General features: G+C 52.1%; 25 protein-coding genes. 6 read left to right on the forward strand and 19 right to left on the reverse strand.

Going from position 1 to position 23,371, the window contains the following annotated elements; genetic code table 11:
• Positions 1-124: 124 nt before the first annotated feature.
• From ACZ1HF_RS15485 to ACZ1HF_RS15505, 5 genes are read right to left on the reverse strand one after another with little or no spacing between them, the layout of a single operon-like run.
• Entirely contained in the window at positions 125-481 is a 357-nt protein-coding gene (locus ACZ1HF_RS15485) for a glycosyltransferase (RefSeq protein ID WP_472658360.1), read from the reverse strand.
• On the reverse strand, positions 478-915 hold the full coding sequence (locus ACZ1HF_RS15490) for a UDP-N-acetylglucosamine--LPS N-acetylglucosamine transferase (protein WP_472658361.1): 438 nt from the start codon (positions 913-915) through the stop codon (positions 478-480). Before ACZ1HF_RS15490 ends, ACZ1HF_RS15485 begins: the two co-directional genes overlap by 4 nt.
• Before the next feature lies 1 nt (position 916).
• Positions 917-2,194 carry a hypothetical protein gene (locus ACZ1HF_RS15495; protein WP_472658362.1) on the reverse strand — a complete coding sequence of 426 codons (1,278 nt, stop codon included), beginning with the start codon at positions 2,192-2,194 and terminating at the stop codon, positions 917-919.
• A complete protein-coding gene (locus ACZ1HF_RS15500; protein ID WP_472658363.1) occupies positions 2,191-2,811 on the reverse strand; it encodes a polysaccharide biosynthesis/export family protein in 621 nt (206 codons plus the stop codon). The genes ACZ1HF_RS15495 and ACZ1HF_RS15500 overlap by 4 nt, the downstream gene beginning before the upstream one ends.
• 15 nt (positions 2,812-2,826) lie before the next feature.
• Entirely contained in the window at positions 2,827-3,513 is a 687-nt protein-coding gene (locus tag ACZ1HF_RS15505; RefSeq protein WP_472658364.1) for a sugar transferase, read from the reverse strand.
• Between the two features lie 365 nt (positions 3,514-3,878).
• Here ACZ1HF_RS15505 and ACZ1HF_RS15510 point away from each other — a divergent pair, with 365 nt between their 5' ends.
• The 4 genes from ACZ1HF_RS15510 to ACZ1HF_RS15525 are packed head-to-tail and all read left to right on the forward strand — an operon-like array spanning position 3,879 to position 7,162.
• Positions 3,879-5,105, forward strand: a complete 1,227-nt coding sequence (locus ACZ1HF_RS15510; protein ID WP_472658365.1) for a GumC family protein — start codon at positions 3,879-3,881, stop codon at positions 5,103-5,105.
• 14 nt (positions 5,106-5,119) lie between these two features.
• Positions 5,120-5,923: a CpsD/CapB family tyrosine-protein kinase gene (locus ACZ1HF_RS15515; protein ID WP_472658366.1), complete on the forward strand. Its 804-nt coding sequence runs from the start codon at positions 5,120-5,122 to the stop codon at positions 5,921-5,923.
• Positions 5,920-6,516, forward strand: coding sequence for an acyltransferase (locus ACZ1HF_RS15520; protein ID WP_472658367.1), 597 nt, complete (start codon positions 5,920-5,922; stop codon positions 6,514-6,516). The genes ACZ1HF_RS15515 and ACZ1HF_RS15520 overlap by 4 nt, the downstream gene beginning before the upstream one ends.
• Positions 6,506-7,162, forward strand: a complete 657-nt coding sequence (locus ACZ1HF_RS15525; protein ID WP_472658368.1) for a glycosyltransferase family 2 protein — start codon at positions 6,506-6,508, stop codon at positions 7,160-7,162. Before ACZ1HF_RS15520 ends, ACZ1HF_RS15525 begins: the two co-directional genes overlap by 11 nt.
• 232 nt (positions 7,163-7,394) lie before the next feature.
• Here ACZ1HF_RS15525 and ACZ1HF_RS15530 read toward each other — a convergent pair whose 3' ends face one another.
• The 13 genes from ACZ1HF_RS15530 to dapA all read right to left on the reverse strand — a co-directional run bounded on the left by ACZ1HF_RS15530 (position 7,395) and on the right by dapA (position 19,379).
• Positions 7,395-7,925 (reverse strand): chemotaxis protein CheD, encoded by a 531-nt coding sequence (locus tag ACZ1HF_RS15530; RefSeq protein WP_472658369.1) that lies wholly within the window; start codon positions 7,923-7,925, stop codon positions 7,395-7,397.
• Entirely contained in the window at positions 7,925-8,941 is a 1,017-nt protein-coding gene (locus tag ACZ1HF_RS15535) for a chemotaxis protein CheB (protein WP_472658370.1), read from the reverse strand. Before ACZ1HF_RS15535 ends, ACZ1HF_RS15530 begins: the two co-directional genes overlap by 1 nt.
• 55 nt (positions 8,942-8,996) lie before the next feature.
• Complete coding sequence (locus ACZ1HF_RS15540) at positions 8,997-9,542, reverse strand: methyl-accepting chemotaxis protein (protein WP_472658371.1); 546 nt, start codon at positions 9,540-9,542, stop codon at positions 8,997-8,999.
• A complete protein-coding gene (locus ACZ1HF_RS15545) occupies positions 9,517-11,220 on the reverse strand; it encodes a methyl-accepting chemotaxis protein (RefSeq protein WP_472659063.1) in 1,704 nt (567 codons plus the stop codon). The genes ACZ1HF_RS15540 and ACZ1HF_RS15545 overlap by 26 nt, the downstream gene beginning before the upstream one ends.
• A gap of 342 nt (positions 11,221-11,562) precedes the next feature.
• Entirely contained in the window at positions 11,563-12,810 is a 1,248-nt protein-coding gene (gene xylA, locus ACZ1HF_RS15550; RefSeq protein WP_472659064.1) for a xylose isomerase, read from the reverse strand.
• Positions 12,811-12,948: 138 nt separating this feature from the next.
• Positions 12,949-13,971 (reverse strand): LacI family DNA-binding transcriptional regulator, encoded by a 1,023-nt coding sequence (locus tag ACZ1HF_RS15555; protein WP_472658372.1) that lies wholly within the window; start codon positions 13,969-13,971, stop codon positions 12,949-12,951.
• Positions 13,972-14,363: 392 nt separating this feature from the next.
• Positions 14,364-14,987 carry a queuosine precursor transporter gene (locus tag ACZ1HF_RS15560; protein WP_472658373.1) on the reverse strand — a complete coding sequence of 208 codons (624 nt, stop codon included), beginning with the start codon at positions 14,985-14,987 and terminating at the stop codon, positions 14,364-14,366.
• 93 nt (positions 14,988-15,080) lie between these two features.
• Complete coding sequence (locus ACZ1HF_RS15565; protein ID WP_472659065.1) at positions 15,081-16,265, reverse strand: amino acid aminotransferase; 1,185 nt, start codon at positions 16,263-16,265, stop codon at positions 15,081-15,083.
• Between the two features lie 4 nt (positions 16,266-16,269).
• Positions 16,270-17,118, reverse strand: a complete 849-nt coding sequence (gene sseA / locus ACZ1HF_RS15570; RefSeq protein WP_472658374.1) for a 3-mercaptopyruvate sulfurtransferase — start codon at positions 17,116-17,118, stop codon at positions 16,270-16,272.
• A gap of 64 nt (positions 17,119-17,182) precedes the next feature.
• Entirely contained in the window at positions 17,183-17,461 is a 279-nt protein-coding gene (locus tag ACZ1HF_RS15575) for a hypothetical protein (RefSeq protein WP_472658375.1), read from the reverse strand.
• Between the two features lie 115 nt (positions 17,462-17,576).
• Positions 17,577-18,053, reverse strand: coding sequence for an SsrA-binding protein SmpB (gene smpB / locus ACZ1HF_RS15580; RefSeq protein ID WP_472658376.1), 477 nt, complete (start codon positions 18,051-18,053; stop codon positions 17,577-17,579).
• Positions 18,031-18,468 (reverse strand): GNAT family N-acetyltransferase, encoded by a 438-nt coding sequence (locus ACZ1HF_RS15585; RefSeq protein WP_472658377.1) that lies wholly within the window; start codon positions 18,466-18,468, stop codon positions 18,031-18,033. Before ACZ1HF_RS15585 ends, smpB begins: the two co-directional genes overlap by 23 nt.
• A 38-nt stretch (positions 18,469-18,506) precedes the next feature.
• On the reverse strand, positions 18,507-19,379 hold the full coding sequence (dapA, locus tag ACZ1HF_RS15590; protein ID WP_472658378.1) for a 4-hydroxy-tetrahydrodipicolinate synthase: 873 nt from the start codon (positions 19,377-19,379) through the stop codon (positions 18,507-18,509).
• Positions 19,380-19,522: 143 nt separating this feature from the next.
• Here dapA and ACZ1HF_RS15595 point away from each other — a divergent pair, with 143 nt between their 5' ends.
• Entirely contained in the window at positions 19,523-21,466 is a 1,944-nt protein-coding gene (locus ACZ1HF_RS15595; RefSeq protein ID WP_472658379.1) for a lytic transglycosylase domain-containing protein, read from the forward strand.
• Between the two features lie 69 nt (positions 21,467-21,535).
• Here ACZ1HF_RS15595 and ACZ1HF_RS15600 read toward each other — a convergent pair whose 3' ends face one another.
• The gene (locus tag ACZ1HF_RS15600) at positions 21,536-21,820 is read right to left on the reverse strand and encodes a hypothetical protein (RefSeq protein WP_472658380.1); all 285 of its coding nucleotides are present in this window, start codon (positions 21,818-21,820) and stop codon (positions 21,536-21,538) included.
• Positions 21,821-22,160: 340 nt separating this feature from the next.
• Here ACZ1HF_RS15600 and ACZ1HF_RS15605 point away from each other — a divergent pair, with 340 nt between their 5' ends.
• A complete protein-coding gene (locus tag ACZ1HF_RS15605) occupies positions 22,161-23,354 on the forward strand; it encodes a phenylacetate--CoA ligase family protein (RefSeq protein ID WP_472658381.1) in 1,194 nt (397 codons plus the stop codon).
• The last annotated feature ends 17 nt before the right edge of the window (positions 23,355-23,371 follow it).

Here is a 23,371-nt window from a genome sequence, read left to right on the forward strand (position 1 = left end):
CATCACACAGCGCAAGTTCAGTTGATGAATTCTCGCACAGTCGAGACAAGGTCAAAATAACTTGGTCCCGGTATATCTTGCGCTGGCAGCAAGCTATTTTCGCGCAGAAGCGGTCGGATTTCCGCTATGTCCCAAACCACATAAATACCTTCACGATTTTCCATTTGCCGGGCTGTTGCCATCTGATGATCATTGCGATGTTCCCCAAACTGGTACGGCGCGGCAAGATAATCAAAGGTTTGGAGTATTTTCGGGCAGACAATATGGTCCCGATGCCTGCATGGGCAACGACGATATCAGCCCGCCGGAAGGCCGTTTCAAAAGCCTCGGGATCCATCGTAGGAACCGCATCAAGGTTGGGCCAATTTCCCGTGAAACCTGTTTGTGCGACCACTTGCATCGGCAAATCCGGTGCTATTGCATTCATCTCGTCAATCAGTCTAGGAAATGGCAATTGTGTGCCAACTGTCACGAAAATCATAGTACCGCACCTGCATATTTTGCGCCGGTTTGGCGGGCTATTTCGGGCCACTGGGTAAGCCATAGGGCCGCGACACGTCTGGCCAGCCTTCCGGACAAGGACATTTCTTCCGCATTAGCAACCGAGTCGATCCAGATTGTCTGCGCCCCCAACACTCTGCCAACGCAAAGCGCAAGCAGACCGGGCAAAGCGCCAGTTGACACAACGACATCCGGGCGTATCCGTGTCACCAAGCGCAGGATTGACCAGAAAGATATCAGGACTGACCGCAAATTATCACGGCTACAATCCGGCAAGGATACCGTATCGCCCTTCACACCGGCCAAGGTCGTTGCGAAAACAACCTGATGTTCTGCAAATGCCGGGCCCAGAAGCTGCAATTGTTGCCAATGCCCACCGCCCGATGCCACGGCCAGAACTCTCTTACCCTTCATTCTAATACCTTCCTTGGAAACTGCGCTGAAATGTCAAAAACACCATGTTCGAATGATTTCTTGCAGAACGATCGCTGTTTAACCTGCGACTGCGCAGGCCTGCTTTCATGGCCCAATCACGTTTCAAACCAAGTGTATAAACTGCCTGAACCTGTGCAGAGCTTTGCCCAGCGCGTGTCAGCGTCGCCTCTGTCTGGGTATAACCTATATTCAGATCGATCTGGTCATGACCGCGAAGCGCACGGTGATAATTCAATGAGAGTTGTGTTGTGATACGGGTGTCATTCGTGTCTACCGATGTGGTCGCCAGACGCTGCACATCTGCGCTCAGCTCTGACACATCCCAGCGACGCGCCAATGAAAGCCCGGCAATTAAATCCGTCGACCCATTCTGCAAATGTGTTGCACCGACCCAAACCGAGAGCCCGCGGTTTTCCTGCTCACGCGTTATTCCAAACTTGAAATCTGTCCGCTGCCCTTCCGCGAAATGCTGAATGCGCGCATCTGCATAGATCTGCCCAATCGCCAGATCTGACGTGATATTGAACGTGCCTTCCAACCCGCTGCTATGGGTGTCGCTTCCAAAATCGCGCGTTTCTATCCTGCGCTGCCCAATCGAAACCGTAACATCTGTTCTGGAATTGACTGGATGGCGAAGCTGGATCGTAAGACCACGCTGCATACGGTCACGTTGTAAATCGCCTATACTACTGAATTTTTGCACATCGAAGCTAAGTCTCGCCTCACCCAGTCTGGGATGTCGCAGAATGCCGTTTACTTCAACTTTCAACCGGTCCGTGTTGTTCTGACCGCCTTGTCGACGTGCCAAATGATCAGCCATTAACTCCAACCCAACGGGACCATCGAGGCCGAGGTATAATTTCCCCGTTCCACCAAAGCTTTCCAGACGATTGCTATCGGTGGATAAATTTAAAATATCCGGCAGCCCTGTTTCGTCAAAATGAAACGGTACGGCATCTGTCTTATGCGCATATGCCGAAAGGCTTAGCTGGCTGTTTGCAACCTCGCGGGTGTAGCGAATGTCCGATCTAATGTTTTCAAGGGCATTTTCTTGGGCCGCGATATCGAAAATGAATGTCTGGCTGCGTGTTTTGCTCGTCAATCCAAAACGCAAAGCGGGTAAAACTGCAGTTTCCGTATCATCGACAATGATCGAAGCGCCCAGATCAAGCGAAAGCCCGATACCACCAGCACTATCCTGTGCGTGTGCAGGCAGGTTCAGCAGAATCGCAATGCAAACCAGCCACAGCGATTTCATTCGAACAGCCGCCGTTCTGGCACAATGATCACATCACCTGCTTGCAAAACGGATATCCGATTGCCAGAGCCGGACATCAGCTTCCGGTAATTGACGGTGTAGACTGTCTCGAGCCCGGTTTTGGCGTCAACGCGCCGCAATTGCACACGCTTGGTCGCTGCAAATCGGGTAAATCCGCCAGCTTGTGCAAGAAATTGCAGAAATGTCGTTCCCGGTGTCACAGCAATTTTGCCCGGCTTCGCCACCTCGCCCATAGCGAACACTTCGATCGTAGGGGGCGCCACTGGCCGGGCAGCGCGGGACTGAACCACACGGGGTTTCTTGGCAAGGGTCGCTACGGAGACGTAAACGCTTGGCTCAGCGGCATAGTTAGGGGCCAAACCCGAAATTAGCGCCGCGCGGATTTCGGGTATCGTGCGGCCTTTCGCTGTAAGCGTGCCTATCATTGGAAAAGTGAATGATCCGTCCGGCAGAACCAACACATTGCGGTTCAACCCTGAATCTTCCAAGACCTCGATGCGCAACGTGTCCCCTGCATTAACCCGGTAGTCTGACGCCAGCGTTTTCAGTGGCCAAAGCACGATCAATATAGAGAAAAATAAAAGCGTTCGTAGCATGTGCCTGCGCCTCGCTTAATAACCGGTGCCACGCAGCACGACATGTAATGTGCACCACAACAATTTAACGTCATGAAACAGGCTGAGGTCTTGTTCATACTGCGCATCGAAAATAGCACGCGTAGCAAATGTGCTTTCATTGCGCGCGCTGACTTGCCAAGGTCCGGTGATGCCCGGGGCAAGCCGGTAGTAGGCCATGCCCGTATAAAGCCCTGTCTGGCTTGCCATCATCGGGCGCGGGCCAACCAATGACATCTCACCCTTAAACACGTTCCAAAGCTGTGGAAGTTCATCCAAAGATGTCTTGCGTAGAAACCGCCCAACCCGAGTGATCCGCGGATCATCTTTCAGTTTTTGCGTCGCGTACCATTCTGTGGCCGCATCGGTGTTTCTGGCCAGATGGGTCTGCAACAAGCGCTCTGCGTTCGGATACATCGTGCGCAGCTTCGCCATTTTGAACACACGACCGTTCTGACCAACCCGCTCTTGTAGAAAGATAGGGCTTTGCCCGCTAAGCGCGACAATGGCCATCAGAACAGCGATCAGTGGCAACGCCAGCGGCAAAATCAAAAGTACAAGGCACAGATCAAGCGCGCGTTTGCCGGCAACCTGATAGACCCCATGTCGTTTCACATGCGCAGGCGTGCGGGAATTCACCAGCATGGCGGTATCGGTATTAAGAATCCTTACTGGTGCATTCATTACAATCGTCTCCGTATTCTTCGACGCATGTGCCGGAATGCGCCCTTATTGGTCCAAGCTGTGGCCGTGTTATGGGAAAACCCCAAATCAAGACCGTTTCGCTTGCCCTAAGAATGAACGGAGATCGATTAATTATGTCTTAAGCTTTCAAGGGTTTGATTTGTAACTAGAAAAACTACGCACAGATGATTCAAAATGAAGCTCTCAGTCGCTTTGACACGAAAAGAAATAGCAAATTACAGCAGTTTTTGCCGATCAGAACGAATCCAGAACAACTGTACCCGACAGGTCAGGCCACATGGTTTTAGGGCTCTGAAATCCTTGCCTTTTCCTTGCTTGGTTAACGGAACAGGAAAGTTACCTAAATGCGCATAGACATCCCCTATTTGCGTTGGAAAGTCCTGCAACGTGTCCCGGTCTTCGTGATTGCGTTCGGCCTATTAGCTGCATGTATTTTATGGGGCGTGACCACCTTGCCTACGGCCTATTCTGCTCAATCACGCATACTCGTCGAATCATATGGCATACCAAAAGACCTGTCTGCACCCGAAGGGACAACAGGCCGGTCAGAGCAACTTGAGGTTATTGAGCATCGCCTCATGACTCGCACGACCTTGATGGAGCTTGCGGATGAATACGGGCTGAAGCCTGATTTCATCGGACTTCGTGAAGCAATCACTTTCAAGACCAGCACGGGTCGTGACAGCGCAACGATCCTGACAATTTCGTACCGTCACGAAGACCCGACTATTGCGATGGCCGTGACAAATGCTCTTACCGATCTGGTCCTATCTGAAAACACCCGTATCAGAACAGAACGCGCCGAGGAAACTCTTGGGTTTTTCCGTGCTGAAGTCGCCGCATTGAAAGCCGAGCTTGGCGAACGGACGCAGGCGCTTGCGAAGTTCAAAACCGACCATGCAGACGCGTTGCCTGAAAACCTGCCCCATTATATGGAGCGGCGTAGCAAAATACAGGACCGTCTTCTGGCATTGCCAACAGAGGAAACAGCAACCGCCAGTGCGGCCCAACATAAGCTCGCGCAGTTGCAGCAGGACCTTTCGGATGCCCTTGCGCTCTACACGCTAAAGCACCCCAAAGTGCATCTTCTTCAGGCCCAGATCGACACAGCGATTGCAAACCAGCCAGTTGTAATAAGCCCGGATCTGTCTGAACGAAAAACCCTGGAGGACGAGTTGGTGCAGTTGAGCATGCTGATCAAACGCATACCGGCCAATGCGATTACATTGTCAGCACTGGAAAGGGATCACGATCTTGCCGCAAAACAATATCAGACAACAGCGACCCGCCTGTCGCAAGCTGCGACAAGTGAGCGTATCGAAATGCTGTCCAAAGGTGATCGCCTGACACTGGTTGAGGCTGCGGTACTTCCTAATATCCCTACCGGTCCCAAGCGGATAATTCTGATCGCCGGTGGACTTTTGGGGGCGCTGATCATCGCCGCGTCTCTGATTTTTTGGCTTGAAAAGTCTGATCGCACCATCCGCCGCCCCATTGATCTAAGCAACGGGCTGGGTCTCACACCCTTTGCTGTTCTGCCTGATCTTGGTCGCGCCAGAGCGCCTATCTGAAAGGAATTACCGTATTGGAACAATTGAAGAATCCCGCCGCACTTGTTCGATCTACACAGCAACAGGATGCCATAACACCGATACATCGCCAGCCTTTAGGTGAACCTCAACTGGTTGATCCGATGGGAAACTGGCATCACCTATCGCAGATTCACCTTGATGCTTTAACATTGCAACAGCACAATGTTGTCACGCTGGAAAACAGCGCTCTTGCTGCTCCGTTCGATATGCTTAGGACGCGGACTTTGCAGCATATGCGCAAACAATCCTGGCGTCGTTTGGCTGTCACATCGCCATCTGAGGGATGCGGCACATCAACGGTTGTCGCCAATCTTGCCCTCAGCCTTGCGCGGCAAGCTGATTTGCGGACAATTGTCTTCGATTTCAATCTACGGACCCCGAAGCTTATCCACTTGTTTGGTCTGACCGACCGTGGACCACGCTATTCTGCCTTGCAAGATAACAGTAAATCTTTCGATACGAACTGCCTACGCGTGGGTGACGGGCTGGGACTCAGCCTGAATGCAACGCCTTGCGAAACACCTGCAGAGTTACTGGCATCGAAAAGCACAGCTGCTTTGCTCAAACAGATTGAGACAGATTATACACCTGACCTGATGATCTTTGATCTCCCCTCGTTGGCGGTAGACGATACCTTGGCGGCGCTTGAAATAGTCGATTGTGCACTTCTTGTCGCGCGAGGCGATCATACCAAAACCGATCAAATCGACTGGGCCGAGCGGACACTAACAGATCACACAAATTGCCTTGGCACGGTCCTGAACAAATGCCGCTTCTCACACAGAGCGGTTGCATGACAAGCATTCCCGATCCCCGAGGCAGCCTCGCAAAGCCGGAACTGGTTTACAAACCGTCCTTCACAAGGTTTCAACGTGCTATACGACTTATAGTTTCGGCATTTGATCCGCGCATCTATCTGCACGCTTTGCGGCTTCTCAATTATTACAATTACACTCACATTGTTCCGCGTCGAAAGCTGACCCTTGGGGCTGATGTTGCCATCAGTCCTAATGCCTCTTTGGCCCACGCTGAGCGGATCATGATAGGCGATGGCACCCATATAGGCGCGCGCTGCAGTCTTTGGGCTGGACCGGGACGGGGCAATATCGTTCTCGGCCAGCACGTACTTTTGGGCCCAGACGTGATGATGACTGCAGCCACGTACAGGTTCAACGATGGCGGCCCCGTCTCGGACCAGAGTATGGATGAGGCCGACATTTTCATCGGCAATGATGTCTGGATTGGTGCGCGCGCCATCATTCTGCCCGGCACTCATATTGGGGATGGGGCGATAATTGCAGCAGGGGCCGTTGTGAAAGGCCATGTCGCCCCGCGCGAAATTATGGCTGGCGTGCCAGCAAAACAGATTGGCATGCGCAATGACGGCTGAGGCTGCGATAATAATTCCTCATTATCGGGATATAGAAAGGTTATCACGGTGTCTGACCGCCTTAATGCAGCAACCTGAGGTTTCTCGTACCGAAGTCATCGTCGTGGATAGCGGCGGGCCTCACACATCTTCTTCCTTTCGTCAGGCCTTCCCAAATGTGTGCTTTATGGTTGAGCCGCATCCTGGCGCTGGTCCTGCGCGCAATTGTGGTGTCACGCAATCAAACGCACCGCTTTTGTTCTTTTTGGACTGTGACTGCATCCCGTCTGAGAATTGGATTGCATCGGCGTTCAACACAATTCGCCCGAACTGCGTCATTGGCGGATCTGTTCAGCTTTTTGACGAAACCGCCCGACCCCGTACTGGGGCGCAAGCGTTTGAAACTGTCTTTGGGTTTCGTCAAAAAATCTATATCGAACGGCATCGGTTCTCTGTTTCTGCGAACCTGATCACAACCCGTGAAGTCTTTGACAAGGTTGGTGGTTTCAGACCTGATGTATCTGAAGATAAAGACTGGTGTCACCGCGCCGTAACCAGTGGTACCGAGCTTATCTACGCACCGAATGTCATCGTCCATCATCCAACTCGGAAAACTTGGGCTGCGCTCAGAAAAAATGGCGCCGCCTTGTCCATGAAAGCTATGTAAGCGTTAAGACACCAGCCGACCATCTAATTTGGAATCTGCGCGCCTGCCTTATGCCGTTTAGCATTTTTGCCCATGTCCCATATGTCCTGTTATCACGGCGGCTTAACCGCACGGAAAAACGTCGCGCGATCTATGTGCTGTGCAAGTTAAGGCTTTGGCGTATGAGCCATATGCTAAAACTCGCGATAACAAGCGCTTTGCCCGGACCCGGTTAATATGACGGATAGAGCATTCAAAAAAATTCAACACTATCATTAGGGGCAGGTTTCTGGACGGGCTGGACAGATGGTGTGGCAATTATTTCGTTAGCAACCAGCATCTGTTTCACATTTCCCGTTGTGGGCCAAAACCTTAACTTGCGGGCTTGCGTGCCACCAAGGCTTTGACTGACACAAGTAATACACTCTGTCTCAAGAAATTCTGTTGCAAATCGCGCGTTCTTTGACCCTATGTCGGAAAAACCTTCCATCATGCGGGCACCGCCAAAAACTTTAGCACACAGGGCATCGCGGCGCGCGCCCAGTTTAAGCAACCCGTTGATCAAAAGCTCCATAGAGTGGATGCCATATCGCATATTCGTTGGGTCAAAACCTTCTCCTCCTGGAAGAAGAAAATGGTTTAGCCCACCGACCTTACGATCAGGATCATAAAGCGCCACAGCGACACAAGACCCAAGGATCGTTACAAACATATCCTCTGAGCGATCCGAGACCCGAAATTCCCCTTGTCCGATATGAATGGGGTCAGCTGTTTGGACAGTCATTAAAACACCTTCTGTCTGGCAGGCATATTTACGGCTTTTAGAATGGTAGAACAGATATTAGGCAAGGCGATCTGTTCACAGGCACCGCCAAGTTCTACCGCCGCCCTTGGCATACCATAGACAACGGATGTGTCTTGGTCCTGCACAATTGTGTGGCCACCGTTTTGTCGGATTTTCAGCAGCCCGGCGGCCCCATCTTTACCCATGCCGGTGAGCAAGACACCTATCTTAGACACTCCGCATTGTGCGACAGATGAAAACAACGCATCGACAGATGGCCTGTGACCAGAGATTTCGGGCGCTGGCCTGAGTTTGCAATATCGCCCTTCGCCTTGCGCAAGCTCAAGATGCGCTTCAGCGCCCGGTGCAATGTAAACCCGACCCTGTTGAAGTGGTGCCCCATCCCAGGCTTCAAGCACCTCGAGGGCACATAAGCTATCCAGCCGTTTTGCAAAAGCTGACAGGAATTGTCCGCGCATATGTTGAACAATCATAATTGGCGGGCAGTTTTCTGGCATAGACGTCAGAATAGTTTGAATAGCCTCTACCCCGCCGGTAGAGGCACCAATCGCCACAATGGTCGAAACCCGGCTTTGTGGTATTTGTCTTTGTACAGTTCTTCTTGGTTGATGCCTGTGGTTTACTGGGCTTGCCCGCAATATTTGTAAAAGTTTCTCTGTATCTTCGTCTTCAACGAGATTTATATCTCTTGGGGGAACCCCATCTTTCAACAGGGCAAGCATATTATCTTGTGTGAAAACGCAGATCCAGACTGGTGAAGCTTTGGATATTTGATCGTGTAGTTTTGCGTTTAGATCAGGAATTTTGAACAGGGATACAAACTCGCTGCCCAGAATAACAGCGTCTGGTAAGTGATCCGCAATGGCTGCCAATGCTGATTTTGCGTCAGTGACAGTAGCCACGATGTCCATATCGCCATGCCGTTGAAGTTTGGCGATCAGTTTCGTTCGCCGTACAGGGCGGCCATCAGCAATCACAATACGGACTTTTGTCATGGAGCTGCCACGTTTATTGAATGAAGGGCTTGGATTGAAATGTCAGGTGAAACGATCAGAAATCTTCCCACCCGGTCGTTTGTTGATCCGCGCCGTTCACTGTACGCGCAGATTGAAAACCCACTTTTGGATCATCAGATGGCGCAGCTTCAACAGTAGGCATTGGCACGACATTACTTGACCCGCTGGCCTGATCAATTTTGAATACGGATACAAGTTGTGTCAGGCTCTCTGCTTCAGATTTCAACGAATGGCTGGCAGCGGTTGCTTCTTCCACCATCGCAGCATTTTGCTGCGTAACCTGGTCAAGCTGCATCACACCCGTATTGATTTCTGACAAGCCTGTAGACTGCTCTTTGGATGATGACGAAATGTCAGAAACAAGGGTGGAAATGTTGCCAATGCTCTCCACGATTTCCTGCAATGCCTGACCTGCTTTACCGACAAGATCGACACCTTTCTGTACCTGCTGCGAACTGGTGGAAATCAGCGTTTTGATCTCGCGCGCAGCCTCTGATGATCGCTGGGCCAAAGCCCGGACCTCAGAGGCTACTACCGCGAAGCCCCGGCCAGCTTCACCAGCGCGCGCAGCGCTCAGCACCAGCGTTCAGCGCAAGCAAATTGGTTTGGAAGGCGATGTCATCAATCACCCCAATAATTTGCGAGATCTGATCGGAAGAGCTTTCGATTTCCGTCATGGCCGTCACAGCTTGAACAACCACCTTCCCGCTGGCTTCGGCATTGGCCCGGGCCCCCTGAACAATATTGTCTGCTTCCAACGCGCCTTTTGCCGAAGACTGGACACTTGCCGTAAGCTCATCCAGCGCGGCTGCAGTTTCTTCAAGCGTAGCAGCCTGGTTTTCAGTACGACGTGACAGGTCATCTGACGCCTGACTTATTTCATAAGCCCCACTACCAACACCGCTGGCTGCACCGATCAGTTTCGAGATCGTTTCGTTGACCTGCTCTATAGCCGTATTGAAATTTGCGCGAAGCTCTTCGTATTCAGGCGCGAATGGGTCCTTAAGGGTTGATGTCAGATCACCTTCAGCAAGATTGCTGAGCCCTTGGCGCAGATTGTTGATCATATGAACCTGATCCTGCTGCATCCGCTCCTGCTCTATCTTGAGCTTTTCGCCAGCTTCGATCTTGTCACTGAAATCATTCAGAACACGCGCAATAGTACCAATCTCGTCCTTTCGAGAGGCATCTTTGACTTCAAAATCAAACTCATGATCTGAAATCTGCTGCATCACAGCACCAAGTCGGGTTAAGGGCTTAGTAATGTAATTGGCCAGAAGATATCCAAACCCGATAGACGCAATGGCTGCAATTACAATTTCCACTATGCTTGCATGAAGTAAATGTTTCGCTGGTGCCAAAAGTTCATCATGATCTTGTTCGGCAATCATCGCCCAAGTATGATCGAAGAAATGAATTGATTCAAAGGCCGCAATCACGCCAACAGCATGGTTGTCCACCGTGTCGAGAATAATTCCCGGGTCTCCTTTCAAAGCAGACCTTACCTGTTCGGAATCAGGGGCACGCATCAGCATTGCTTCTTCCGGGTGATTGCGTGGATCGTTTCGTAAAAGCCCGTCTTCACCAACAAGCATGATGCTGCCAGTTTCACCCAAGCCGGTTGCCCCGCTTAGAATCCTGTTCAACTTGTCAATTGGCATCTGCAAGGCCATTACGCCTTTGGGCTTATTCTCATCATCCATAACTTTTATCGCGACAAATGCGGCGGGTGCGTCAGCGCTTGGACCATATGGTTTGAAATCTACAAAAACAGGTTTTTTGCCATCAGAGGTCATTGCACCGCGATAGGCTTGCCCCAGTCCGCTATCGGCCCATTGGCCAGTCACAAAATTTGTGGCGTAATCGTTTTCTTTGAACACGCTATAGACCAAATCGCCATTCGCGTTGAACAAGAACAGATCGTAATAGCCCCCTTCTGTCAGGAAAGCTGTAAAAAACGGATGATAGGCGCGATGCGAATGGCTGTAAACCGAGCCATCATCTGCCGTCAGGTATTTATGTTTTTCTCCGGTCGGGAACGGATTGCGCGTTATATAAGCGTCTTGCAGAAACTCTGTTGCGCCGGATTTTATCCCTTTCCAGCCATTGTTGAAATCACGGATAGCCTCGTGAACGGTTGGGTTTTTTGCCCCCAGCACAATATCAGTTTCGATTGATTGCAACCACGATTCAAGCTGGGTCGAATGGCTATGTAATGCCAGATCAAGCGTGTTGCTTGCTTCGTAAATCGAGAGAATCGCGTGCGGTCACGTATGAATAGATTGCCATGGTACTGGCAATCGAGAAGGAAAGCAGCGCAATCGCGGCGGGCAGTTTGAAAGAAAGGCTCGAAAATTTCATGGAAGGGTCCTTACCGGCGATGCGCCATCAATGCGGTGCTATGTTTTACACAGAACAACATGCGCTGGGTCCTCGTTTCACTACGCACAGGCTGGTTCTGCCGATGCGACTCTGAGGCGTAGTATTCGTGTAAAATGTAAATGAGCGCCTAATACGGGCGAAATTTCCGGTAATGCACTGTTTGCAAAGCAAAAAGGCCGGGGAATTCCCCGGCCATTCGTAATAAGTAAAAACAGATTTCAGGTGTAGCGGTTGACAAGGTTTTCCAGATATTCCTGCTTTCCAGACCGAGGTTGTGGGTCAAGTGCGCTTGCTTCCGCCTTGGCCGCAATTTCCTCCAGCGTCATGTCACCAGATAGCATCTTGGTCGCATTGCGCGTATTCCATCCGGCATAACGGTCTTCAACAAAACCCGATAGCTTGCCATCTTCAATCATACGGGCTGCGGCTTTCAATCCTAGTGCGCAGCAATCCATAGCACCTACATGCGCAATAAGCAGATCCTCCGGATCAAGGGATTGTCGGCGCAATTTGGCGTCAAAATTCGTACCGCCCGTCGTGAACCCACCGCCTTGCAGGATATGGTAATAAGCCAGCGCCATTTCAGGCACGTTATTGGGGAATTGGTCCGTATCCCAGCCCGACTGGTAGTCGTTCCTGTTCATATCCACGGACCCGAAGATGCCCAGCGCATTGGCCAATGCAATCTCATGTTCGAACGAATGTCCGGCAAGGATGGCGTGACCTTGCTCAATATTCACCTTTACCTCACCTTCCAAACCGTAGCGCTTTAGGAAGCCATAGACCGTCGCAACATCGTAATCATATTGGTGCTTGGTGGGTTCTTGTGGTTTCGGCTCAATCAGGATCGCACCTTTGAAACCCAATTTGTGCTTATAGTCGACCACCATATTCAGGAAGCGGCCCATCTGATCCAGTTCACGGGAAAGATCTGTGTTCAGGAGGGTTTCGTATCCTTCGCGGCCACCCCATAGCACATAGTTTTCACCTTTCAAAAGGTGAGTTACATCCATGCATTTCTTCACGACCGAGGCACAATAAGCAAAGACTTCTGGATCAGGATTGGTAGAGGCCCCTGCCATGTAACGCCTGTTGGAGAACATATTTGCCGTGCCCCACAGCAATTTGACACCAGTTTCCGACATCTTGCTTTGCAGGTAATCGGCCATCTCATCCATACGGGAATGGCTTTCGGCCAGTGATGCGCCTTCGGGACGCACATCATGGTCGTGAAAACAGTAATACGGGACGCCGAGCAGGCGGAACATCTCAAACGCAGCATCAGCCTTTTTCTTGGCCAGCTCAGTCGTGTCAGCCGGAAACCAGGGACGTTCAAACGTGTCCCCACCGAACGGGTCATTTCCACCCCAGACGAAGTTGTGCCAGTAGCACACCGCAAAACGCAGATGCTCGGCCATAGTTTTACCCATGATCACTTCGTTTGGATTGTAATGTCGGAAACTCAGCGCGTCGGTGCTGTCTTTGCCTTGGTACGTAAGGGGGAGATGCCGTCAAAATAGTCTGTCTTCACGTGAGTTCGTCTTTCTTTTTAATTGATATGCAAAACGTACCTCAAGAATGATCGCAAGCGAAGAAGAAACAAGTCATTTCGGCATATTTTCCTTAACAAAAATGTCGATGAAAATATTTTCCTGCGCATGGTTCAGGACTTGCTGTTCACTCAGCGTGCGCAATACACGAATAGCACTGCGGATTTCATGGCCAGCACTTTGATTAATCACAGCATCAATTGCGCCATCGGTCAAACCAAGCCGTGTGGACTCTGTTAGCTCATGGGCAATAACTATCGGACGTTTGCCAACAGCTTGTAAGGCAGAAACCAAACCACGATTCCCAGCGCCGACACTGTAGATTCCGACGATATCAGGATGTGTATTCAGTGTTTCGCTAACCAGGCCTTCAACGATTTCAAAATCATCTTTCCCTTCCAGCGATGTCATGACTTCGAAAACGGGAAAATCCCTTTTCATTATCTCACTGAATCCCATTTGCCGCTCAATATGGTCACGGGCGATCTGTGATCCAAGGATTACCATGATCTTGCCGGTCTTTTGTTTCAGAAAGCGCCCCATAAGCGCCGCAGCAGTGCGCCCAGCTGCAATATTGTCAATGCCAACAAAATAGTCCCGCTCTGAGCCCGGTAAGTCCGATACAAGCGTCACAACCTTGATTCCTTTTGATTTCAGCTTGCTAATAGCTGCGCGAACCTGCGGCGCATCCGTTGCGACAAGAGCGACGCCAGTTATATTTTCGTCTAGCATGGATAACTGCGCGACAAGAGCATCGGTATCGAAGCTGGGGATCTGCACAAGCTCCAGATCCGTTCTTTCCAGATAAGCATGGGGTTTGGCGTCAGCAACTTCGGTGCGCATTGAGGTCATAAAGCCCGTTTGAATATCCGGCAGAATAAAAACCAGTTTATAGCGGTGTCGCTTGGCAAGATTGGCGGCCGCAGTGTCACGGACAAACCCCAGATCATTAATGGCTGTTTGCACCTTCTGGATCGTTTCTTCCCGCACACCAGCCCGCGCATTCAGGACGCGGTCTACTGTCGCAAGGCTAACGCCAGCTGCTTCGGCAATGTCTTTTACGGTCGGTCTGGTCATAATATAATTTCTGCGACTATTTCGGCTCGAAATTGAAGCATGTAAGTCGCTCGAAGTGCAATCTGAAAAGTAGAAACGGTTTTATGATGAAATCGCAGTTAAAATGGAACCGCATGATAGGTTCCGAACATCATGGATGCCACTTTAGCATAATCCAGAGCAAATAAAGAAAGGGTCGCCACAGCAATGACGACCCTTCCGAGATCTTATGGAGGTGGGTCAGGTGGGCTGACCCGGCACCTCAGTGTGAATGTAGGGGACTGCCCCTAAAAGCGCACCTCCGCACCTTGCCTGACACCTCGCTCCAATATCACTCTAGACATGGACACCTCCTTTCTCTGGTTACTGTTAGGAAAGATGGTGGCACATCTTGTGGATAACTCAAGCTTTTTCTATGCAGTATCGCTTGAAAGTTTTGTGACAAGCAGACGAAACGGGATCAAAGCCAATAGCGCAATACAAAGCTTCACACCATAATCTGCAATTGCCAGGCCGACCCAATAGGGCAAAACGGGCCCTATATCGAAGAGCGGGCGAGGATCATTAGCCCAACTCACATCATTGCCGGGCTCGATCCAAGTATAGGCTACAGAAAAAGCGATTGTGAAGAAAAGCGCCGTATCGATGGCTGACCCGATCAGGGTCGAGGTAAGTGGCGCTTTCCACCAGGTAGACTGCCGCAGCATGCTGAAAATCAAAACATCGATCAGTTGCGCCGACAGGAAGGCTATGCCAGAGCCCAGTGCGATACGCCATGTGACCAATGGTCCGAACTCACCCATGATCTGTGTTCCGATGAGTGAACAGATCACACCAACCACGAAGCCTGCAAAAATGACCTTGCGCGCCGCCGCTGTTCCATAGACGCGGTTCATCACGTCTGTGACGAGGAAGGCGAACGGGTAGGTAAATGCACCCCAAGTCAGCCAACCATCCGCGATGATATGCTGCACAAGAATATTGGATGCGACCACGACGATAGCCATGGCGATGATGCCGGGAAGAATACGTGTCATAATTTTTTCCGTTTTGACAAGGTAGCGGAGACTTGGCCCTGGATTATCTAGGGAAGCTGGCGTTTAAATCAATTGAGCGCAAGGCACAAGGGCCTAAACCCCGGCGCTTACGATCGCATCAGCCAGAATCGGGATAGACGCTTCATTCAATCCGGCAATGTTCATACGGCTGTCGCTGACCATGTAAATCCCATGGCTTTCGCGCATCGCCTGCACCTGAGCCTCGCTTGCCCCCAGGCGTGAAAACATGCCGCGGTGATCCGCAAGAAAGCCAAACCGATCTGATCCCGTGCGTTTGCGCAATGCATCGGAAAGTTGCTGGCGCAGTTTCAGCATGCCAAGCCGCACGTCTTCCAGCTCTGACAGCCAGTCAGCGCGCAAAGCATCGTCGGTCAGCACCATCGTGACCAGTCGCGCGCCATGATCAGGCGGGAAGGAGTAATTTTGCCTGTTCAGAAAAGCCAATGTTCCCTGATTTAAAGCCGTTTTTCCGACGTCTTGTGTGACTGTCATGAGAAGACCGGTGCGTTCGCGATACACACCGAAATTCTTTGAGCAACTGGCCGCAATCAGCATTTCGGGCAGCGTCTTGGCAAGACGGCGTACCCCGTAGGCATCGGCCTCCAGCCCATCGCCGAAGCCCTGATAGGCAATATCAACAAAAGGCACTGCCTGTTTTGCCAACAAGAGCGCGGCAATCTCTTGCCATTGTGCTGCGTTCATATTGGCACCAGTTGGATTATGACAACAGCCATGCAGCAGGACGACATCACCGGGCTTCACATTCGACAGATCGGTCAGCATACCGTTGAAATCCACCGCGCGGGTCTCAGCATCAAAGTAGCGGTACTCGACCATATTCATGCCAAGGTATTTGATGATCGACGGATGATTTGGCCATGTCGGCGCACTTAACCAGATAGTTGCATCAGGTGCAGCCATCCGGATCAGTTCCAACCCCTGACGGATCGCACCAGTGCCACCCGGAGTAGCTGCAGCGGCAATCTGGCCCGCGTCAGCCGTCTTGCCAAGGACCAGATCAGCCATCGCGGCGTGAAACCCCGGATCACCTGCCAGCCCGGTATAGCTTTTTGTGGTCTCGACCTCCCACAACTGCCGTTCCGCAGCTTTCACTGCACGCATCACCGGGGTCTGTCCTTCGGCATTTTTGTAGACACCAACACCCAGATCAATTTTGTCAGAACGCGGATCTTCGCGAAACATCTGCATCAATTGCAATATTTTGTCGGCAGGCTGCGCAGTCAGATTTTCAAGCACGTTCCTATCCTTTTTCAACAGCCAGCTGGTCGAACTGACCCCATTCCGCCCATGACCCGTCATATAGCGCATGATTGCGGTTCCCGATGCGTTCCAACGCAAGGTTAAGGATGGCAGCAGTAACGCCAGACCCGCAAGTGGTTATTACCGGCTTGGTTAGATCAATACCTGCGTCGTGGAATAAATCCCGCAACTGTTGTTCGGATTTCATCGTATGATCCATAGTCAACACATCCCGGTAATAAATGTTCTTTGATCCCGGAATATGCCCTGCGCGAAGGCCTTCGCGCGGTTCCGGTGCGGACCCTTTGAACCGGGCTGGCCCACGTGCATCAAGCATCGTGTGATCCCCCAGTTTGGAGGCCGCAGCAACTTGTGTCACGTCACGCACCAATTGGGCTTGTCGTTGCACAGTAATGTGACGTTCTTTCAAAACTGGCGGGAGGTCTTCTACCGAGCGCCCCTCCGCAACCCATTTAGGATAGCCGCCGTCCAGAACCGCCACATCAGTCTTGCCCATCAGCCGAAACAGCCACCAGACCCGCGCAGCGGAAAACAGACCGGAACCGTCATAAACCACCACTTGATGACCATCGCCAACGCCCATGGCGCGCATGCGGCTCATGAATTTTTCGACCGGTGGCGCCATGTGCGGCAGGGCAGATCGCGCATCGCTGATTTCGTTAATGTCAAAGAACCGCGCACCGGGGATATGGCTTGCATCGTATTCCGCACGGGCGTTGCGGTTCATATCAGGCAGATACCACGATGCATCCAAAACACGCAGGTCAGGGTTTTTCAGATGATCAGCAAGCCATTGCGTGCTTACTAAAGTTTTCGGATCGTCTCCCATGCCCCCACCTCTGTGGTTGAGTTTCGCAAACTGGTATCGATCAGATTGTAAGCTGGCAAGATGCTTATTTGATCGTCAGGTTCCGCGCCATCCCGACAACAGCCAGAACCAGACCGCCTATAATGGCACTGGAAACCACATGTCCGATCAGGGTGGTGATATCCATACTTCCATCCGCAGCACTGCTTGTACCAAGCATTGTCATAAACCTGCCGCCTGCGACGCCCCCGATCATACCAGCAACAGAATTCCCAAAAATGCCCATATTGATGCTTTTTAACAGGCCAGCAGCCATATTGCCGCCGAATATGCCGGAAAATACGCTGATCAAGAGCTGTTCCACTATTACTCCCTTTCCTCAGAGCGATCATAACCCTGAGAACTACCTATACCGTTACTAGGTTAGCTATTTACAAAGGATGTGAGCCGCCCGCAAATCGGAAAGCCATGATCGGCAATTAACTGTGGTCGCGCAGCAACCTGGCCTTCTGGCGCTGCCAGTCACGTTTCGCCTCGGTCGCACGCTTATCTGCCTGCTTTTTACCTTTGGCGATGCCGATTTTGATTTTTGCACGCCCCTTATGGTTAAAATACAAAACCATAGGGACCAGCGTCATTCCCTCGCGCTGTGTTGCGCTCCAAAGCTTCGACAGCTCGCGTGCTTTGACCAGAAGTTTACGACGGCGGCGTTCATCATGCTGAAACGTCTTGGCCTGCTCATAGGGCGGAATATAGCTATTGACCAACCACAGTTCACCGTCATCAACAGCAGCATAGCTTTCGGCAATCTGTGCTTTTCCAGTGCGCAGCGACTTGACCTCTGACCCTTCCAGCATAATGCCGCATTCCAGATCATCTTCTATGGCGTAGTCATATCGTGCGCGCCGGTTCTCGGCGACGATCTTGTAGTTCTTATTTTCCGGTTTCTTGGCCATGACGCGCATATAGGGGCTTGGTGTGACCTTCGTCCAGTGCCAGACAAAGCAATCTTTCACCTGCCTGTTCATGTATGCGCGTCCCGACCTGCCGAAAACCATAAGCATGGTAGAAGGCGCGGGCACTCAGGTTGGCCTCGAACACTTCTAGTGTCAGAGGCATATGCTGCCGCCGCACATGATCCAACAGTGATGCGCCAATACCACGTCTCTGAAATTCAGGTGCAACAAACAAAGCCGGAATTTCAGACCCCATGAGCGCGATAAACCCGCCCATACGCTGCCCCAACATGGCAACCCATGTCTTGATACGGGGCAGGTACAGCTTTGGAATATTATGCCGTTCCTGCCTTATGAAGTCTTCGGACAGGAACGGATGTGCACGCCGCGTTGCAGCTTCCCAGAGCTGAAGCAACTCTGCCTGATCCGCATCGCAATAGGGTCGGATGAGTGTCAGTTGATCAGCCCTGCATGACGCATCGCATCCTTGATCGCCGCTTTGGTACTGTCTTCCAGCGGGGTAAGCGGCGAGCGGACCTCCTCGCTGCATTTGCCCAGAAGTGACGCGCCATATTTCGCGCCGACAAGGCCCGGCTCCGTGAAGATCGCATTGTGCAATGGCATCAGGCGGTCCTGGAAAGTCAGTGCCTTGGCGTAGTCACCCTCTGCCATTGCATTCTGAAACTCAGCACATAATTTCGGCGCAACATTGGCCGTGACGGAAATACAGCCAACGCCACCATGGGCGTGGAAACCCAAGGCAGAAGGATCTTCTGCTGACATCTGGATGAAATCCAAACCGCAGGTTTCTCTTTGAAGAGACACACGGGCAATATCAGCAGTCGCATCTTTGACACCAATGATATGCGGATGCTTGGCCAATTTACCCATTGTCTCGGGCGACATATCGATGACCGAACGCGGCGGTATGTTGTAAATGAAGATCGGCAAGCCACAATCGGCAGCAGCAGTGAAATGCGCAATCAATCCGCGCTGCGTCGGTTTGTTATAGTAAGGCGTCACCACCAATGCCGCATCCGCACCGACCTTCTTGGCATGCTGGACAAGCCGAACCGTCTCAACCGTGTTGTTTGAGCCAGCCCCTGCAATTACCGGCACACGACCAGCGGCCTGCTTCACAACCATTTCGACGACGGCATCATGCTCGTCATGGCTTAGCGTCGGGCTCTCACCAGTTGTTCCCATCGGGACCAACCCGTGCGAGCCCTCCGCGATATGCCACTCGACCAGTTGTTTGAGTGCATCAAAATCCACTGCGCCGTTTTTCATTGGCGTGATCAGTGCGGGCATTGATCCCTTGAACATGACACATCTCCTTTGCAAAAAACTTATAGCTAGGCCGGATAAACTCGGGCAAAGTTAGGTGCAAGAGCGAATAATGCCAAGTTTGTGTCTTGCAAGACGATCAGGCACGATTAGATTCTACGAAAAAATCAAAGGTCGGTCAGTTGAAACCCTACATACTACGCACATCCGTAGCATTATTCTTCGCTGTCTGCGGAGTTCAGCAATCATGGTCGCAAAGCAGCATAGCATTGGGCGAAGCGATCACTGCCGCCACAAAGGGCGATTGGAGCTCAGTAAGCGCCTTGCGCGCGCGGGTTCCGTCTGGCCCATCACGGGATGTGGTTGACTGGTTCCGCCTGCGCGGAAGCCAGGGCAGCTTTGGCGAATGCCGGGACTTTGTGAAACGCAACGCAGACTGGCCCGGTTTGAAATTGCTACGCCAGCGATGCGAAGTCACGATCCCACGCGGCGGCACCCCTGACAGCGTCTTGAACTTCTTCGGCAAGACCCTGCCGCAAACAGGTGTCGGCTCACTTCGTCTGGCCGAGGCATTCAGAAAATCAGGCCAACCTGACAAAGCCCGCGAAGAGGCACGACGCGGTTGGCTGACCTTCAACATGAGCCAAGCCGAACATGACGCATTCTTGGAACGTCATGGGGCTGACATTAAGGATTTGCATACACAACGGGCAGATATGTTGCTCTGGCGCGGCTCCAATACTGCAGTCAAACGTATGCTGCCCGTGCTGAATGATGATTACAAGAAGCTTGCCAATGCACGCATGGCTCTGCGCGAAAACAAGTCCGGTGTCGATGCGCTGATTAAAGCAATTCCAGATAAACTATCAGGCGATCCCGGTCTTGCCTTTGATCGCTTCCTTTGGCGCGCGCGCAAAGGTTTGGACAGTACCGCGGTTGATATGCTGCTCGAACGCTCCAAATCCGCTGAACTTCTGGGCCGACCCGATGAATGGGCTAATCGCCGACGTTCCCTTGCCCGTCAACGTATGCGCGAAGGCAAAGCAAAAATCGCCTATCGTATTGCCTCATCCCATCATCTTGAGAGTGGTTCAGATTATGCCGATCTTGAATGGTTGTCAGGCTATATCGCTCTGCGCAAACTTAATGACCCGCAAACAGCAATCACCCATTTCAAACGGTTTGAGAAAGCCGTAGCAACTCCAATTAGCCTGGGTCGCGCCGGATATTGGCTTGGTCGCGCCTATGAAGCTGCGGGCAACCCGGCTGAGGCCGCGACGATGTATGCCCTTGGGTCACAATATCAATCCAGCTTCTATGGCCAGCTTGCTGCGGAACGGGCCGAAGTCGGCGCAGATCCACGCATGACGGGGGCCGAGAGCTTCCCTAATTGGAAACAAGCCCCTTTTACACAGTCATCCGTTTACAAAGCAGCGCTTGAGTTGCACCAGGCTGGCAGCCGTGACCTGACCGAACGATTTCTCGTGCATCTGGCAGAAACCCAGAATGAACAAAGCCTTGGTCAGATGGGCGATCTGGCCCTTTATCTGCGCGACCCCCATGTTGCGCTGATGATCTCGAAACAGGCCGCACGGCAGGGTCATGAGCTGTTCAAAAGCTATTTTCCTGTATCTACGCCTGCCGGACTAACGCTTCCAGTCGCGCAAGAGTTTGCCCTGTCCATTGCCAGACGGGAAAGCGAATTCGATCCGGTTGTAATCAGCCCGGCGGGTGCGCGTGGTCTGATGCAACTGATGCCGCGTACTGCACAATCAGTGGCGTCTGGTCTGGGTGAAGATTATTCCAGCGCACGCCTGTTGTCCGACCCGGAATATAACGCCCGGTTAGGGTCGGCTTATCTGGCCGAACTGAATGCCAAGTTTCAGGGTAATCCCGTTTTGATGTCTGTGGCATATAATGCGGGACCAAGCCGGGCGGTAAGATGGTCAAAGCTTTATGGCGATCCCCGGTCCTCGAATGTGGATGTGATCGATTGGATCGAACATATTCCTTTCCGCGAAACCCGTAACTATGTGATGCGTGTGACCGAAAGCTTTGCGCCATATCGTGCCCGTCTCAGTGGCAAGACAGAGCCGATCCAGTTGAGCAAGGATCTAAAGCGCTAAGCCAAAACCAAAACCGGGCCACCCATTTCTGGATGACCCGGCTTCGAGGTTCGCGGGAGTGGTATTTGTTTAGCGAACGATCTGTTCCGCAGCAGAATCGTTGCTCATAGCGAAGAACGCTTTGGCGGCGGATGTGTCGCCCCGTGTTGCTACGCTATCCTGAACGATGCGCTCAGCGGCTGAATCGTTGCTCAAGGCCAGTTTTGCTTTGGCAGCGGCTGTGTCGCCAACGCTGGTTTCTTGTACGATACGCTCAGCGGCAGAGTCGTTTGTCAGGGCGAAGAAAGCCTGATCTGCAAAAGCAGGGGCTGAGAGGGACAGGGCGAGGACGGTTGTTGCGATAAGGGTTTTCATTTTGTGTACTCCGGTTTTGTGTGTCTAGGTGTTGGGCTGTTGTTGCCCGTTTGATGAAATGAATATGGTAAAGATTTACGCTCACCACAAAGCACAGGCGCGTGAAAATAACGCATGACTGGTTCATAAATGCACATACTTGGTTCATGAACGCGAATGCCATCACTGTCCTGTGAAATACGGGTCATATCCTGTGAAAATGGTGGAATATGCGGCCAAAAAGCTTATCTGAAAATCCCTTCGCTTTTCGCACGATTGCCAAAGTCATTATCCATTGCGGGCCTTGCCGGACAGCGGCTAGGCTCAATCGCAAGACGCAAATGGTGAGAGGACATCCGGCATGACGCATTTCGACACCCAAGAGACCCGCAGCGCTGACCAGCGCGAGGCGGAACAGCTTGCTCTCTTGCAGGCACAGGTAAAGCGCGTGCAAGACGGGATGGGGTCATGTTTTCCGCAAGGGGCGGTAAGCTCGGTCGCGGATCTGGTGCAGTTTCCGGTGCTCCGGAAATCGACGCTTGCCGAATGGCAGAAGGCCAACCCGCCTTTTGGTGGGGTCATCATGGGCAATTATGCGCACGTATTTCAGTCACCCGGCCCGATATATGAACCGGGCGGTGTATCCCATGATTGGTGGCGCTTCGGACGCTTTCTGACGGCTTGTGGTATTGGCGCTGAGGATATTGTGCAAAACTGCTTTGGCTACCACCTGACCCCGGCTGGCCATATGTTTGAAAACGGCGCACGGGCGGTGGGCGCGAAGGTGCTGCCGGCCGGAACAGGACAGACGGAATTGCAAGTGCGGGCCGCGAAGGACGTAGGTGTGACGGCCTATGCGGGCACGCCGGACTACCTGAAAGTGATCCTCGATAAAGCCGATGAGATGGGTGTGAAGCTGGCCATAACCAAGGCAGCGGTTTCTGGCGGTGCGCTTTTCCCGTCACTCCGTCAGGAATACATCGACCGCGGGATAACCTGCCTGCAATGCTATGCCACCGCTGATCTGGGTCATATCGCCTATGAAACCTCAGCGATGGAAGGAATGGTTATAGATGAGGGTGTCATTGTTGAAATTGTAACACCGGGCACCGGAACTCCGGTTGCAGAAGGCCAAGTCGGGGAAATCGTGGTAACGTCCCTGAATGCGGACTATCCTTTGATCCGTTTTGGCACTGGCGATATGTCCGCCGTAATGCCGGGGCAAAGCCCCTGCGGGCGGACGAATATGCGGATAAAAGGCTGGATGGGCCGCGCTGATCAGACCGCCAAGATTAAGGGTATGTTCGTGCGTCCCGAGCAAGTGGCCGAACTGGTATCACGCCATCCCGAGGTGAGGCGGGCCCGCGTCGTTGTGACTCGCGATGGTGAAATGGACGCAATGGAGGTTCAGATCGAAACGCCTCAGCAAGACAGCGCTGGCTATGAGGCTTCGGTGCAGGATGTACTGAAACTGCGTGGCAGGATCGTGCCGGTGGCCGTTGGCAGCTTGCCGAATGATGGTATGGTAATTGAGGACCAGCGATCCTACGACTGATTGACCGGTCCGTTATT

The organism is Litoreibacter sp. GN1-5, assembly GCF_055693805.1.